Origin of the sequence: Arthrobacter sp. StoSoilB22, from assembly GCF_019977315.1 — a bacterium.
In the GTDB taxonomy this organism is placed as follows: domain Bacteria; phylum Actinomycetota; class Actinomycetes; order Actinomycetales; family Micrococcaceae; genus Arthrobacter.
In genome coordinates this window covers 1,525,569-1,538,299 of the sequence record NZ_AP024652.1, presented here as the reverse complement: position 1 = coordinate 1,538,299, position 12,731 = coordinate 1,525,569, and the positions used below count along the sequence as shown (strand labels likewise).

Genomic DNA, 12,731 nt, shown 5'->3' with positions numbered 1-12,731 from the left:
CGGAAAGAGAAGCGTCCCCACCTATCCCCGGCTCTCAACCTTCATCACGGGGCGCAACTCCTGAATCACGAAGTTAGGATCCACGTTGAGTAGCGATGCAAGGGGCCTAGCGGAGGCTTTCCCTTCCCAAAAAAGGCGGACGTGCTCAGAGACAAGCCTGGGCGGAAGCCTGTCCACGTCCGACTTGTTCGCTTCTTCTGCAATGATCTCGGGATGTCCACTGGCGGCAGCACATTGCTCTGCTGTCAAAGAACCCCACTGGTTGACCAAGTTGTCATCGAGCTTGCGAAGGTTTTTGAGCCTGAACGCCATGCTCTTAGGAGACACTCTGAAGAGATTGACGAGTCCCATAAAGTCGACCTGTGTCACCGGCTCCGTGACGAGCGGCAGGATTTCAGCCTCAGGGACAAGAAATGAAGCCGCAAAAGCGTTTGCCCGCATTTCCGTGAGTCTAGAGCTAGAAGCATGCATTGCCTCGGAAATGAGCTCCTGTGCATCACAGGCGAGGATGTGCCCCAGTTCGTGAGCGAGGGTAAATCGCTGGCGTGCCCATCTGGCAGTCTTGTTCGCGATGATGAGCCGCTGCTCATCGGTTTGCCAAGCGCAGCCATCAAGCCCACCTGGCATTTCGGTCACAGCGACATCGACGTCGAATACCGCTTCTATGGTGGGTATCAAGTCGTTGCCGGCGGACAACGTACGACCTGCTTGGCGGATAAGATCGTGGGCCTCAGCGGCGAGCTGCTCGCCTTGATACACAGCAGACCAATTTGAGGCTACGACAGGAAGCGGCGAAAGAGATCGTGCATCGTCACGCAAGACACGCAACTGTTCGCTTGCCTCCGTGAAGCGACGTGCAATCGAGTCGATGGTTGATGCATCCGGGGCAGAGATAGCGGACGTTCTGGCCGCCATTGAAGGGGCCCTGCGTTCCTTCCCGGTCAGAAGCCACTCAACTGTCGTATCACCGAGCTCAGCGACCAAGGCTAGCTCCGTGGTTGTAAAGCGCCGCGAGCCTCCTAGGGACTTGGAGAGCTTGTCTGGGGTTGCGGCTATTGCCGCGGCAAAGTCTGAATTGTTTAGGCCTGACCGGTCCATTATGTTCCGGACACGAGAAATAATTTGAGTGTCCATAGAGCTGAGTCTATCTCGGTTTGCGAATATCGCAACTCAGGTTAAGTTCTGGGCCGTGCCCGGCGCAGGCCTTTCTTCGGCCTCATAAGTTCGCCTCCCCTACCCCAGCCTGAGCTTCGATGTGCAAGTGTGCGGCATACAGATCAAGACGCGGTTTGCCTCCGTCCGTGGCCGCTGGTACATGCCCGTTCTTAATCCGTTCCTGCAGGTCCTCGATTTGGTTCCGGAGCGCGGTAACAGCATCATCAGACAGATCTGGAAGCGGATCCAACGGCCCCTTGTGGTCTCGCAACCCGGCGACCACCCCGGCCAGGAATGCGCGTTGTTCAGGCGTTCCGTGCTCGCGACCGGCGTCGATCTCGGCAACGATCTGATGCACGCCGTCAGCAGTCGCCCCCCATGTCTCAGCGGAGATACTCATGACTATGCCCCTTGGAGGTTGAGGCCGGCGTCCCGTGCGGCCAGCACGGATTGGGGGATGTTGTCTTCATCGTGGATGCTGCGAGCGAATCCGGGGATCGTGGTGCCCATGACGTTGTTGATGTCATAGAAGTCGCTGGGCACCTTTCCTGTGGCGATGAAGTAGCCAATGACTGCCCCCCGGGTCTCGTGGCGTAAGGCCTCTCCGCGATGCCGATCGCCAAGGCCCACCATCTGCCCGTAAGCCCGTCCTGAGATTTCGTCCGTGAACTGAGCGCGGTCCCACCTGCAGTCATCCAGCTTTTCAAGTTCACCGAGAAGTGCAGCCACTTTAGCGTCGTGGGTATCAGCCTTCTTGCGGAGTGCTGCGGCTTCTTTGTGCTCTTCTCGGGCCTCTGCTTCGAGGGCGTCCTTCTGGGCGGCTAGGAGCTTGTTCCTGGCTTCTGCTGCAGCTTGGTCGAAAGCGCGGGCTTTGCGTTCCAGCGTCTGTACATTCAGGGTGATCCGCTCGGCGGCCGATTCGTCTTCCAGAATGGCTGCGCCCGATTCACCATCCATTCGAGCGGCTTCGGCGCGTGCGTCGCTGGCTTTGCGTTCCCACTCGGCTACGGTCTGCTCGGCCTTCGTGACCGCCGCCTGCGCTGCTTCAGGGCTCTTGCTGAAAATTCCCATGGTTACTCCTGCGTCTTGTGGTCTAGTAGTGCTCGATTACGTCGCCGGTGATGGCGCCGCGGGTCACTTGCTTCTCGCCTGGGGTGCGTGCGGCGGCCTGCGTGTTGCTCGGTTTGGCCGCGGACTCTTTGGTGCTGGCTCGGGTCAGTACCTCAGCCAGCTTGGCCGTCGCTCGCGCAACGGACTGCTGCCGCTCTTCCTCGTATGGGGTTCGTTTGGCGGCCATTGCGTAAGCCTCATCGGCTATCTGTTTTGCTTCGGCTTCTGCCAGGTAGATGCCCTTTGTCCCATCGGTGCGCATGATGGCTTCCGAGAGGGATTTGATGGATGCTTCTGCTGCTCCCTTGGCTGCCCAAATCGCAATGGCTTCCAGTTCCCCTCCGCGGCTCTGCAGCGATAGTTCACCAGGTGTGGTTTCGCGGAGCGTCGGCTGTCCAAGGGCTTCGAGAACAGCGTTACGGTGAGCGCGTTCATCTGGCGCAGGTCCGCCGTTGAGGATGTTGAGGACGGAATCTGTGGCCGCCTGCTCCTTGGCAGTTGGCCGGCCTTCGAGTGCGGCCAGAATCTCTTCGTCTATGGTCATTGCGGCCCTCCTAGGCAGTGAAGTGTGGTTCCGGGCGGCACCCGGCCCCCCCTTCCACAAGCGGGGCCAGGTGTGTCTTGACCCGGTAGGAGCTCCAGGAGGAACCTCCATTGCTATAGCTTCTGACACGGCGCACAGTTCGGGCTTCCGGACTTCCGGCGACGGAAACTGCGGCTTATCTGGTGGGTAAGCGGTGGATCTGCTTGCAAGGAGATCCCTGATTTGCGCCTCTTCCCGCTTGATAACAGGCAAGTTCAGACGCGTGACCTGCGAATGTTCTCTTACCAGTCGCTATGCAACGGACTTGGCTATCAGGTAGTCATCGACGCTGTCGCCGTCCACCAACCACCTACCAGCCACACGTGACCCCGTGATGCGTTCTGCGGCGAGAAGCTGCCTGACACGGCGCTCCGTACACCCCAGGAGCGCCGCGGCCTCCACCGCGGACAGGGGACGCGTAACAGATCCTGACTCGTTGGCGCTCTCACCCTGCTCTGGGTCTGGTGGAGTCGTCCCCGTTCTCTGTTCCTGCCAGTGAATCGCTGCTGCCCGCAACGCGTCGTATGTCTCTAGGGCTTCATCCCGGACATCTGCGGAGGCCCTCTGGATGCTGTCCACGGCCCTGACACGCTCCAGAATCTTGACGATGACCCATGCGCTCGGCCCGCTCACATGTGCCCCAAGCGCACTAAACTTCGGCGGCCGATAGCTGCTCATCCTGCCAACCTCCGCAGTTCCTCCGGCGCGGCCGACCTCGCCACGCTCCACTGCTCCGGGGTCAAAGCAAGCCGGTTGAGAATGGCCAGGATCGTTGCGTGCACCAACTTTCCCTGATGCTCGGCTATCTTCACACGACGCTCATCCACGCCGGCTCGCAGCGCCCGGGCCGCATAGTCGGACAGCTGGTCCTCAGCCTGGCGCAACAGCGCCCACCAAACGGACGGCGCAGCCTTCTCTGTAGTCTTATCGATCGGCCCCTCCTGCCCTATCCCCACGTCCGTTTGCGCCCGGCCCCAGGTGAGGTCCTCAACGGGCAGCCCCTGCACTTGAGTACGGAGCTACAACCCTTCTCCGTACTTCCAAGAGACCAGCTTCAAGAGTGCCTCGCCGGGGTCCACGTCGACGGGTTCACCAAGGACCGCCATCTGCTGCTGTGCCGCCGCTTCCTGGGCCCTGCGTGCCGCCGCCATTTTCACAGCGGGTGCTGCTCCGCCGTGCACACGGCAGACTGTGGCACCGGCGATTGGCGGGCGCCGGCAACGCTCCCCCGTTCCCTTCGCTTTCGCTACACACTGACTCTTCATGAGGTCACCGCACTTCCGTTGCTTTCATGGGGTCGGTCATGGGCCTGTCAAGGATTCGACTGGTGGCCAGTCCGCGGTCTACTAGCTCTTGCGCAAGGTAGTCCGTGTCGATGGCTGTTTCGATGTTGAATGGCCGGCGCTTCTGTTTCCCGATGTCGTGGTTCTGCTTTGGCACTGTGGGTCCTTAGGGTTTGTGGGTGCTTATGAGCAAGGCTCTGGGGCGGTGGTGTCGTTATCGAAGCCATCTACGAATCCTTGGCGGATGTCTCCGCCTCTGGCCATGAGGGCTTCCAGGGTTTTATCGAAGAATCCGTCTTGAAGGGCCCAGACGGCGCGTATGTAGGCCTTGGCGTAGTCGTCTCCGCCGCGTCGGGTGAGAAGTGTTTGGACGTGCTCTCGGATTGGTGTTGCTTTTCCGTTGGCCAGCGAGATGCGGGCGGCCATGCGGAGGCCTTCTGTCATGAACGCCTTAGTGTCTGCGAATCCGACTGGCGTCCCTGATTTGTCAAGGATTGGCAGGGTTGGCGTCTCTGACAGGATGAGCTCTTTGAGGTGTTCGGTGTTCATGCTGACTTGTCCTCGATTTCGGGGGTCGGTTCTTGCTGCTCGTTGGCCTTCTGCTCGAAGACGTCCACCTTGGGGCCTGGGTTCCAGCCGTCAAGGACCTCCAGGTTGGCCATCATTCGTTTCTCGCTGCTGTTCCTTGCAGGCAGGTTGGCCCACGCGTACTGGGGCGGTACGGGTGAGTGGTATTCCGGCGTCCATGGGTTGGCACCCGTTTGATTGGGCTCATCTGCCCAGCACTCCTGGTTCAGCCAGGTGGCAGGCATCTTTGTGAACTTGGGGTCTTCTCGTTTACGTTCGGTCGCGTAACGCGTTGCCCCTGCTATTAGCTCTTCTGCTGTCGCACCGTTCTTGCGTGCTTTGGTGTAGGCATTGACGGCGGCCCCTCTGCCGACGTGTTTTGGGTACACCGCGTACCAGTCGCTGAAGTCTTCTGCGAGTTGTTTCGCCAGAGCGGCCTTGGACAAGGGTGCTTCCGGGAGAAGATTTGCATCTATCTCTTCTGGCTGTTCTCGCGCCTGCGCGTCAGCTTTGGCGACGATGACTGATTGTTGTTCTTTGTTGTGGTCTTTGTTGTGGTGTGAATGTTGTGGTGGGTGCTCATGGGTGACCGGTAGTTCTGCCGATATGACTGGTAGTTCTTCACCAGTGACCGGTAGTTCTGCCGATATGACTGGTAGTTCCGAGGAACTAGGTTGCACTGGTGCACGGTTCTTCTTGGAACTACCGTGCATGGGTGCCATGTTGTTCTGCTCATCTGGGTCTAGCATCGGCACGCTCTCCAGTAAGTCGGAGGGAACGGTAAGCCGGTACTCGCTCGCGAATGAACCTTGGTGCCCGCGACCGTAGGAGCGGCCCTTTGCAACCATGTCGAGCATGCCGAGTTCTTCAAGCTCCGATTGGCCGCGCCGAACCGTGCTGATGCTTGTCCCCAGCACAGCAGCAAGCCGGCTTTGACCTGGACGTACCCGGCAGCCGTCAGCGTCCGCATACGTGGCCATAGTGAACCCGACGAGCTTCACACTTGGAGAGCTCACCTGGATGCGTCGAAGGATGCGTTCCCATTCAAAGCGCCCGATGGGTTCGCGAGTAAAGTCGCGATCCTGATCCAAGGGGGTCCTCCTATCTGGTCTGTGTTTGCATGGGAAGCCGGGGGCGTTCCGGCTGACATGCCCTACGTGCCAATGGCGTTCAGACCTTCGCTCGATGGATTACCGAGCTGACCGAGAGCGATTCCGAGGGCGGTGTGTAACTCGCGAAGTTGGGCGACGGTGTATTCGGCGCCTTCAATGGCATCCAAGGTTGCAGTGGTGCCGCTGCTAGGTGACCACTCAAAGCCGATATTGATGGTTTGATCGCTGGTAGAAGCGGCCGGTCCGCGCCAAGAGACGACTCCGCATTCGCTGTAGGCCTCGTAGTTGAAGTCAAACGCTTCTGGTGCGCGAAGGTCGGTCATGATCTCATCAAAGTCCTGAGTGCTCGTGAGGTCTGGTTTTACGGTGCTCTGCTGTGTCATGCTGTCGTTGAACATTTCGTTTTCCTTCCAGGGAAATTCGATTGACGGTCCCGCGGGCGGCTACCCTCGGGGCCGTTTTCTTTGGCTTATGCTGCGCCATTCGAGTCAGCGCGGGATTCTTCCCATACGAGTACGTCCGAGAGTCGAAACCGGACGTACTTACCGATCGTCATTCCTCGCGGCCCAGTGCCTTTCATGCGCCACTGACGAACAGTGTTGAGCGAGACACCGCAGCGGTCGGCAAGGTCTTGCATGGTTAGGTGGCGGTCCGTGGCGTCATGCCCGGCCGGCAGGTGGAGGGTTGCCATTCTGATCTCCTGGTGGTTAGTCATAACTAAACATTTCATTTGTTGTTTAGTTATATCTAACTATTAGTACCCTGTCCGATGTTGTCAAGCCTGAACGCTTAGGTGATACTTGGGTTAGGAATTTCTAAACAGGAACGGACGTGGCAATGGCCGAGGCAAAACGTATTGAAACCGTCATCGGGGAGAACATTCGGCGGCTTCGGGCACACGCAGACATGTCTCAGGCGGAGCTTGGAGAGAAGCTTGGGGCGATACTTGGTGCGCCGTGGTCCAGATCCACCGTGTCCCAAGCGGAGGGTGGAAAGCGGGCGTTTGTTGCGGCTGAGCTCGTCGCACTCTCAGTTGTCTTCCGAGCCGGAATCCAGCAGCTTTTCCGGCATCAAAAACGTGAAGACGTGCAGATATCCGAGTCATACGCGATCACAGGTTCCCGACTCGACGCGCTCACACTCTCACTGAACGACCCCATGGTTATCAAGGCCTTTGAGGTAGTGCGCCAGATCCTGAATCAGCAGGACGAGCTGCAGGCGGCCATGAACAGCTCCCTGGAGGACAGCCGCAAGCTAACCGCGGAAGCAATCGACACGCTGACGTTCATGCACCCCCTCGACCTAAAAGGAAACAACGATGCCTAGGCCGCCGCTTCAGATAGGTACATGGGGGAAAATCAGCAGGGACGAGGTGACGCCAGGTGTTTGGCGGGCGATGGCACGCTTCCGGGACTTCGACGGGGTTACACGCAAGGTCGAGGCCCGCGCCGTCGCCACTTCCAAGAACGACAGGGGCGGCAAGGCCGAACGCCTGCTCATAGCGGCGCTCACTGATCGGGCCATGCCGGCCGGCGAAGACATCACCGCTGACACGAGAATCACAAAACTTGCCCTGATCTGGTGGGCAGAGTTCGAGGACACGGACAGAGCCCTCAACACCCGCCGCCGCTACAAGGACATAATGGACAACTACGTCTCCCCAGGCGTCGGAGGCCTCCGCATCAGGGAAGCCACCGTGTCCACCCTGGACCGGTTCCTGAAGACCATGCGCTCCAAGCACGGCAACGCCACAGCCAAGCTCTGCAAGACGGTCCTGTCCGGAATGCTGGGACTCGCCGCCCGTCATGGCGCCCTGGATGGGAACCCTCTGCGGGACGTCGCCACGATCCCAACGAATCACAAGGAAGTCCGGGCCCTGACCGTTCCTGAAGTAGGCGCCTTGCGTGCCGGCCTCCGACAATGGGAAGCAGCAAAAACCCAAGCCGGCCGATATCCCACGGTGGACATCCTCGATGTCGTGGACATCATGCTCGCCACTGGTGCCCGCATCGGTGAGGCCCTGGCGATCCGGCGGAAGGACATCGACCTCAAGTCTGACAAGCCGACCGTTACGGTCAACGGCACAATCGTGTACATCCCAAGGCAGGGCCTGACGATCCAGGACCACCCTAAGAGCGCCAATTCCAGGCAAAGGTATTCCTACCTGCCTTTGCCGTGGAAATGCTCCTGAGGCGGCAAATTGGCCAGATGGAGGCCAACCCATGGGACGTCGTGTTCCCGTCCGCCGTCGGATCGCTTCGGGACCCGAATAACTTCCGGAAGCAGTGGCGCTCCGCTCGAGATGAACTGGGATTCCAGTGGGTCACTCCTCACACCTTCCGAAAGACCGTAGGAACCCTACTTGAGGCGTCCGCAGGAATGACAGTGGCTTCGGCCCAACTCGGCCACTCAAACGAGAACGTCACACGCAAGCACTACGTCCAGAAGACGCACCAAGCCCCAGACAACACCGCCACGCTCCAAGCGTTCGGCTCATAAGGAGAAACTAGTGTCAGTTCCAAACCCTTACCACATCCATCGGCAATGGCACCTTGGAACCTTCCTCGACAGGCTTCAAGCTGCGGGCCACCTGAAGTGGAAGTGGAGTTACAAAAACTCTCGCGCCGGCTACACGATTCAAGAGGGTGATCAAGAGCCCAGGCTGTTCGACACAAAGCAGGCCGAGAAGGTCGCACAGCGCATCGCCAACCGCGAACAGATCGTGTGGATACCTGTCCCTCACTATGGCGGGGAAGACAACTGGATGGCGACTATCACCCGCATGGATGGCATGAAGGCCGGCGAGATAGCCAAGCCGTGGGAGGCTGCCTGATCTGCAAACCGGTGGGTTTCCGGTGGATGGCCCAATCTTGAATCCAAATGAAACAGCCCCCGATCTGCGTTTCCGCAGGTCAGGGGCTGTTTTCGTGTAGGGCTACTCGGACTTGAACCGAGGACCTTAGGATTATGAGTCCCGCGCTCTAACCAGCTGAGCTATAGCCCCTTGATGCCCGGTCCGGCCACCGCAAAGCAGCAGTTCCGGGCAAAGCACTCCAGCAATTCTAATAGGTCCTGGAGAGTGCTTTTGTCACACCACCATGTCCTCGTACGTAGCGCCCCGGTAGAGGTCCTCGAAGGTCTGAAGGGTGCTGTTGATGCTGTGCGGCTCCACCATCTCGCGGCTCAACTTGCCCATGGCCTCAAGCTCGTCCCGGGGAAGTTCCACCAGTTGGGTGATCCTTGCCGCCAACTCGTTGCTGTCGTTGGGGGTGAAGAGGTAACCGTTCTCCCCGTCGCGAACCAAATGCGGCAGCGCCATGGCGTTGGCCAGCAGCACAGGGGTGGAAGCAGACATGGCCTCCAGCGTCACCAGTGACTGAAGCTCGGCTGTCCCGGGCATGCAGAAGATGTCGGCCTTGATGTAGGCCTCACGCAAGTCCTCGTCGCTGGCCAGCCCGAGGAACCTCACCCGGTCCCCCAGCCCAAGCTTAGCTACCTGGGCTTCAAGGGCTGGGCGAACTTCGCCGCCACCCACGATTTCGAGGTTCACGTTCAGTTCCCGTGGAGTCTTGGCCACGGCATCGATCAGCACGTTGATGTGCTTTTCTTCGGCAAGCCGGCCCACGAACAGGACGGTGGGGTTGGCATGCGGCTCAATGACTTCACCGGGCTGCAGCTCGTACGCGGACGAGTCGATGCCGTTGGAAAGGGGCAGGACCTTCCGCAGGAAAGCGTGCTGGTGCATGGCCTTGGCAGCGAGCGGTGTGGGTGTGGTGACCACGTCGGCCTGGCCCATGACCTTGCCCATGTCTTTCCACGAAACTCGTCCCACAATGTCCTTGAACCACTGCGGGAAGGGCAGGAACGGGTTGAGGTTCTCGGGCATGAAGTGGTTGGTGGCCACAACCCTGATTCCGCGTTTCACGGCCTCGTAGAGGACGTGTTCACCGATCATGTAGTGGCTCTGGATGTGAACGACGTCAGGCTGGACTTTGTCGAAGAGGAGGCTGATTTCCTTCTTGATTTCCCACGGGAAGCAAATACGGAAGTACTCATGGGTGAAAACGCCATGCGAGCGGAGCCGGTGAACGGTGGCTTCATCGCGGAACTCGGTATAGCTCTTGCCTGTGTCCGGACGGCAGGCCAATACGTGCACGTTGTGTCCGCGTGCCGTCATCCCCTTGGCCAGGCGGTAGCCGAACTGGGCGGCACCGTTGACATGCGGCGGGTAGGTATCCGCGGCAATCAGAATAGTGAGGGGCTTGTTGGTGTCGGGAATGGTCACGTGGAGAACTCCTGATGGTCACGGTGCGGACAGCACTGCTTGTGGCAATGCTGCGGTGTCGCCGGGTTGCCGCCCGCAACAGCGGTGGCGCAAGGTCAAGCTTTGCCCTGGGCTTTCCGGTTGGCAGCCGCCTTTGCATCCTTCTTGCGTTTGGTGACTTCCGGATGGTGCCGGCTTAGGGCAATAACCCCCACGATAGCAAGCGTAGCGGCCGCCGCCATGGCGATGGCCATCACGGCGTGGACATCGGGACGAAGCTCACCCAGAATCACAATGCCAATTGCGATGCCCACCATGGGGTCGATCACGGTCAGGCCGGCAATGACCAGGTCCGGTGGGCCGCCGGAATAAGCGCTCTGAACGAACCATGACCCCAGTCCCCCGGCGGCCACGATCGCTATCAGCGTGTACCACTGAACGTTCAGCAGGAACAAGCCGTTGGGGTCCAGCAGGTGCTTGCCGATGATGCGGGTCAAAACGGCGACGAAGCCGAACAGGACACCGGCTCCCAAAATGTAGATGAAGGCACTCATCCGGTGTTTGAACAGAACCGCAAGTGTCCCAAAAATGCCCACCGCAAGGGCCAGGAGGAGAACGATTGTCAGTTCGTCGTCGCTGTTGACGTGATGGTTCTCCTGCGTGACGTTGACGGCCAGGAGCACGAACAGCGCCGAACCAGTCACACAGGCACTGATGGCCACCACGGTTGCACGGTTGATGCTCAAACCTTGGTCCTTGGCATTGACCACTGTTGTGATCACCAGCGCAATGGCACCAATAGGCTGCACCACCGTGAGAGGTGCTGAGACCAAGGCGATGGCGTTCATCACCATTCCGAGGGCGAGGAACAGCAGGCCCAGCATCCATCGGGGATTCCGCAGGAGCCGCAGGAAACCGTTGGAGCTTAGCGCCAAGCCGCCGGTGTCGGCTTTCACGGCGCTGCCCTGCCGCTGGGCGCCGATGGCGAGGAAGAAGGCACCAAGTACCGCGAGAAAAACCGCCAGCCAGACCATCAGCCTCGTCCGCCGTCGTCGGTTTTCAATTCTTTTCCTTTGCGCAGGATGGCCCAGTAGTAGTTGTAAGCGGCTATCCAGTGGCCGATCAGGCCCAGGCCCAGGAACGTCCAGGCGGCCACGAAGTAGACGTCGGTGAAGGCAACGGGCAACTTGGACAGGACCAGCAACGGCGTACCAATCAGCAGCAGCCCCGTGCGGATCTTGCCGATGATGCTCACCGGAAGGTCCGGGTGGCTCCGGAAGTAAATCAGGGATGCAACAGCCAGGACGGCGTCCGGCACCAGTAGCGCGGCCAGGTACCACCACTGCACGACGCCGGCAATCGCCAGTGTGAAGGCGACCGCCAGCAGTGCGGCCCGGTCTGCCATGGGATCCAGGATCCGGCCAAGCTTGGAAGTCTGGTCGAAGCGTCTGGCGATGTAGCCATCCACCCAGTCGGTACTGCCCATGATGACGAGCACCAGGACCGCGAAACCGTACTCCTGTTCGGACAGGACGAGCCAGACGAACAGTGGCACACCCATGAAGCGAAGTACCGTGAGGATGTTGGGGACAGTGAAGATGAGGTCGTGATCAACCTGCGGCCGGTCAGGGTGCGACCCAGCTCCGATCAATCTCATCTTCTCCCCCTTCCTCGTCTTCAGTGTTGGTGGCGCCGTTGGCTGCTACTTCTTCAGTAACTTCCGCAGTGCAACAACGAACACCACTGCAGCCGTGGCAAACGCAGCAAGGTCCTTCCACCGGGCGGCAAGCCGTTCGGTGAGACTCTCAGGGACGGAGTCTCCAAGGTCGGCAAACTTCGCCGCAGCGAATTCCCTGCTCTCCTGGAACTTTCCATTGGCGCTCTGCAGCAGGGCCTGGCCCTGTTTCTTGACGTCCAGCTGCTCACCGAGCTCGTCGCGAACGCCCGTGAGGTGTTCGCGGCGGCGCTTCAGGCGCGAGCGAAGCTCGGCTTCGGTGGGCGCCTTGACGGCATCGGCTTCCTTGGCGGCTTCCTTTGCAGCCTTCTCTGCCTTGGCCTTCTGCGCAGCCGCTTCCTTTTCGGCCTTGGCTGCCTTGGCGGCGGGCGAGTTGGGATCGAGGATGGACTCGTCGAAGTCAGAGCCTTCCTTGGCGATTCCCAGATCATGTTTGATCCCCCGGATGGTGTCCTCGGGGACCAAGGGCATGGCCTTCTTGAACTTGGCAATACCAATCAGGGACGCGATGGCCACAATCACCAGGAAAAAGGCGGCAACAATCAGAGCCGCCAGCCAGCCGGGCATAATGGTGGCCAATCCCAGGATCGCCGCGACAACCAGTGCAATGACCAGGAGCGCCATGAACACAAGCGCTACTCCGAAGAAGGCACCGGCGATGCCAACCTGCGTGGCTTTTCGCTTAAGTTCAACCTTCGCCAAGGCTATTTCGTCGTTGAGTTGCCTCGGAGCCAGCCTTGCTACGAGCTTGAGGGTCTTCGGCAAAGTACGAATGGCTGGTCCTTGACTGGGCCGGCCGGTGTGACGTCCACTCATGGGTTCCGCCTAACTGCTTCCTCTGGGCATCGTGTAAGGCGAACGCGGCGAAAAACCATCCCCGCGGACACCTGTCCTCAAAGCTATCATTCAGGTTCCTGCTGAA

Annotated in this window: 20 protein-coding genes and 1 tRNA gene; 4 read left to right on the top strand and 17 right to left on the bottom strand. The window is 59.7% G+C overall.

The annotated features are described in order from the left end of the window. Nucleotides 1-21: 21 nt before the first annotated feature. From LDN70_RS07290 to LDN70_RS07235, 12 genes are all read right to left on the bottom strand, one after another. Nucleotides 22-1,134, bottom strand: a complete 1,113-nt coding sequence (locus LDN70_RS07290; RefSeq protein WP_223942177.1) for an ImmA/IrrE family metallo-endopeptidase — start codon at nucleotides 1,132-1,134, stop codon at nucleotides 22-24. A gap of 82 nt (nucleotides 1,135-1,216) precedes the next feature. Then, entirely contained in the window at nucleotides 1,217-1,555 is a 339-nt protein-coding gene (locus LDN70_RS07285; protein ID WP_223942176.1) for a hypothetical protein, read from the bottom strand. A 2-nt stretch (nucleotides 1,556-1,557) separates the two neighbouring features. After that, entirely contained in the window at nucleotides 1,558-2,226 is a 669-nt protein-coding gene (locus LDN70_RS07280; protein WP_223942175.1) for a hypothetical protein, read from the bottom strand. 22 nt (nucleotides 2,227-2,248) lie between these two features. Next, a complete protein-coding gene (locus LDN70_RS07275; RefSeq protein ID WP_223942174.1) occupies nucleotides 2,249-2,809 on the bottom strand; it encodes a hypothetical protein in 561 nt (186 codons plus the stop codon). Nucleotides 2,810-3,100: 291 nt separating this feature from the next. Next, on the bottom strand, nucleotides 3,101-3,481 hold the full coding sequence (locus LDN70_RS07270) for a helix-turn-helix domain-containing protein (protein WP_223942173.1): 381 nt from the start codon (nucleotides 3,479-3,481) through the stop codon (nucleotides 3,101-3,103). Between the two features lie 41 nt (nucleotides 3,482-3,522). Beyond that, a complete protein-coding gene (locus tag LDN70_RS07265; protein ID WP_223942172.1) occupies nucleotides 3,523-3,855 on the bottom strand; it encodes a hypothetical protein in 333 nt (110 codons plus the stop codon). A 12-nt stretch (nucleotides 3,856-3,867) separates the two neighbouring features. Further along, complete coding sequence (locus LDN70_RS07260) at nucleotides 3,868-4,113, bottom strand: HGGxSTG domain-containing protein (RefSeq protein WP_223942171.1); 246 nt, start codon at nucleotides 4,111-4,113, stop codon at nucleotides 3,868-3,870. 4 nt (nucleotides 4,114-4,117) lie between these two features. Next, nucleotides 4,118-4,288 (bottom strand): hypothetical protein, encoded by a 171-nt coding sequence (locus LDN70_RS07255; RefSeq protein ID WP_223942170.1) that lies wholly within the window; start codon nucleotides 4,286-4,288, stop codon nucleotides 4,118-4,120. A 26-nt stretch (nucleotides 4,289-4,314) separates the two neighbouring features. After that, nucleotides 4,315-4,680, bottom strand: a complete 366-nt coding sequence (locus LDN70_RS07250; RefSeq protein WP_223942169.1) for a hypothetical protein — start codon at nucleotides 4,678-4,680, stop codon at nucleotides 4,315-4,317. After that, on the bottom strand, nucleotides 4,677-5,789 hold the full coding sequence (locus tag LDN70_RS07245; RefSeq protein WP_223942168.1) for an LvrA C-terminal domain-related protein: 1,113 nt from the start codon (nucleotides 5,787-5,789) through the stop codon (nucleotides 4,677-4,679). Before LDN70_RS07245 ends, LDN70_RS07250 begins: the two co-directional genes overlap by 4 nt. Nucleotides 5,790-5,851: 62 nt before the next feature. After that, entirely contained in the window at nucleotides 5,852-6,208 is a 357-nt protein-coding gene (locus LDN70_RS07240; RefSeq protein ID WP_223942167.1) for a hypothetical protein, read from the bottom strand. Between the two features lie 71 nt (nucleotides 6,209-6,279). Then, a complete protein-coding gene (locus LDN70_RS07235) occupies nucleotides 6,280-6,525 on the bottom strand; it encodes a helix-turn-helix transcriptional regulator (protein WP_223942166.1) in 246 nt (81 codons plus the stop codon). Nucleotides 6,526-6,647: 122 nt separating this feature from the next. Between LDN70_RS07235 and LDN70_RS07230 the strand changes: the two genes are divergently transcribed. The 4 genes from LDN70_RS07230 to LDN70_RS07215 are packed head-to-tail and all read left to right on the top strand — an operon-like array spanning nucleotide 6,648 to nucleotide 8,643. After that, complete coding sequence (locus tag LDN70_RS07230) at nucleotides 6,648-7,136, top strand: helix-turn-helix transcriptional regulator (protein WP_223942165.1); 489 nt, start codon at nucleotides 6,648-6,650, stop codon at nucleotides 7,134-7,136. Beyond that, nucleotides 7,129-8,001 (top strand): tyrosine-type recombinase/integrase, encoded by an 873-nt coding sequence (locus LDN70_RS07225; protein ID WP_223942164.1) that lies wholly within the window; start codon nucleotides 7,129-7,131, stop codon nucleotides 7,999-8,001. The genes LDN70_RS07230 and LDN70_RS07225 overlap by 8 nt, the downstream gene beginning before the upstream one ends. Before the next feature lie 17 nt (nucleotides 8,002-8,018). After that, nucleotides 8,019-8,309 carry a tyrosine-type recombinase/integrase gene (locus LDN70_RS07220; protein WP_286198877.1) on the top strand — a complete coding sequence of 97 codons (291 nt, stop codon included), beginning with the start codon at nucleotides 8,019-8,021 and terminating at the stop codon, nucleotides 8,307-8,309. A 10-nt stretch (nucleotides 8,310-8,319) separates the two neighbouring features. Continuing rightward, nucleotides 8,320-8,643 carry a hypothetical protein gene (locus LDN70_RS07215; protein WP_223942162.1) on the top strand — a complete coding sequence of 108 codons (324 nt, stop codon included), beginning with the start codon at nucleotides 8,320-8,322 and terminating at the stop codon, nucleotides 8,641-8,643. 97 nt (nucleotides 8,644-8,740) lie between these two features. Here the strand turns inward: LDN70_RS07215 and LDN70_RS07210 are convergent. The 5 genes from LDN70_RS07210 to LDN70_RS07190 all read right to left on the bottom strand — a co-directional run bounded on the left by LDN70_RS07210 (nucleotide 8,741) and on the right by LDN70_RS07190 (nucleotide 12,625). Beyond that, nucleotides 8,741-8,814: transfer RNA gene (locus LDN70_RS07210), tRNA-Ile, on the bottom strand. 84 nt (nucleotides 8,815-8,898) lie between these two features. Continuing rightward, complete coding sequence (locus LDN70_RS07205) at nucleotides 8,899-10,095, bottom strand: glycosyltransferase (RefSeq protein WP_142939717.1); 1,197 nt, start codon at nucleotides 10,093-10,095, stop codon at nucleotides 8,899-8,901. 95 nt (nucleotides 10,096-10,190) lie between these two features. Continuing rightward, nucleotides 10,191-11,108, bottom strand: a complete 918-nt coding sequence (locus tag LDN70_RS07200) for a DMT family transporter (RefSeq protein ID WP_142939718.1) — start codon at nucleotides 11,106-11,108, stop codon at nucleotides 10,191-10,193. Continuing rightward, nucleotides 11,108-11,731: a CDP-alcohol phosphatidyltransferase family protein gene (locus LDN70_RS07195; protein WP_223942161.1), complete on the bottom strand. Its 624-nt coding sequence runs from the start codon at nucleotides 11,729-11,731 to the stop codon at nucleotides 11,108-11,110. Before LDN70_RS07195 ends, LDN70_RS07200 begins: the two co-directional genes overlap by 1 nt. Nucleotides 11,732-11,776: 45 nt before the next feature. Next, nucleotides 11,777-12,625 carry a phage holin family protein gene (locus tag LDN70_RS07190; protein ID WP_142939720.1) on the bottom strand — a complete coding sequence of 283 codons (849 nt, stop codon included), beginning with the start codon at nucleotides 12,623-12,625 and terminating at the stop codon, nucleotides 11,777-11,779. Nucleotides 12,626-12,731: the final 106 nt, after the last annotated feature.

What these genes read in the sequence shown, in the direction of transcription:
- LDN70_RS07290 (WP_223942177.1), bottom strand. Translation starts at nt 1,134, where the DNA reads ATGGACACTCAAATTATTTCTCGTGTCCGGAACATAATGGACCGGTCA.
- LDN70_RS07285 (WP_223942176.1), bottom strand. Translation starts at nt 1,555, where the DNA reads ATGAGTATCTCCGCTGAGACATGGGGGGCGACTGCTGACGGCGTGCAT.
- LDN70_RS07280 (WP_223942175.1), bottom strand. Translation starts at nt 2,226, where the DNA reads ATGGGAATTTTCAGCAAGAGCCCTGAAGCAGCGCAGGCGGCGGTCACG.
- LDN70_RS07275 (WP_223942174.1), bottom strand. Translation starts at nt 2,809, where the DNA reads ATGACCATAGACGAAGAGATTCTGGCCGCACTCGAAGGCCGGCCAACT.
- LDN70_RS07260 (WP_223942171.1), bottom strand. Translation starts at nt 4,113, where the DNA reads ATGAAGAGTCAGTGTGTAGCGAAAGCGAAGGGAACGGGGGAGCGTTGC.
- LDN70_RS07250 (WP_223942169.1), bottom strand. Translation starts at nt 4,680, where the DNA reads ATGAACACCGAACACCTCAAAGAGCTCATCCTGTCAGAGACGCCAACC.
- LDN70_RS07240 (WP_223942167.1), bottom strand. Translation starts at nt 6,208, where the DNA reads ATGTTCAACGACAGCATGACACAGCAGAGCACCGTAAAACCAGACCTC.
- LDN70_RS07235 (WP_223942166.1), bottom strand. Translation starts at nt 6,525, where the DNA reads ATGACTAACCACCAGGAGATCAGAATGGCAACCCTCCACCTGCCGGCC.
- LDN70_RS07230 (WP_223942165.1), top strand. Translation starts at nt 6,648, where the DNA reads ATGGCCGAGGCAAAACGTATTGAAACCGTCATCGGGGAGAACATTCGG.
- LDN70_RS07225 (WP_223942164.1), top strand. Translation starts at nt 7,129, where the DNA reads ATGCCTAGGCCGCCGCTTCAGATAGGTACATGGGGGAAAATCAGCAGG.
- LDN70_RS07220 (WP_286198877.1), top strand. Translation starts at nt 8,019, where the DNA reads ATGGAGGCCAACCCATGGGACGTCGTGTTCCCGTCCGCCGTCGGATCG.
- LDN70_RS07200 (WP_142939718.1), bottom strand. Translation starts at nt 11,108, where the DNA reads ATGGTCTGGCTGGCGGTTTTTCTCGCGGTACTTGGTGCCTTCTTCCTC.
- LDN70_RS07195 (WP_223942161.1), bottom strand. Translation starts at nt 11,731, where the DNA reads ATGAGATTGATCGGAGCTGGGTCGCACCCTGACCGGCCGCAGGTTGAT.
- LDN70_RS07190 (WP_142939720.1), bottom strand. Translation starts at nt 12,625, where the DNA reads ATGAGTGGACGTCACACCGGCCGGCCCAGTCAAGGACCAGCCATTCGT.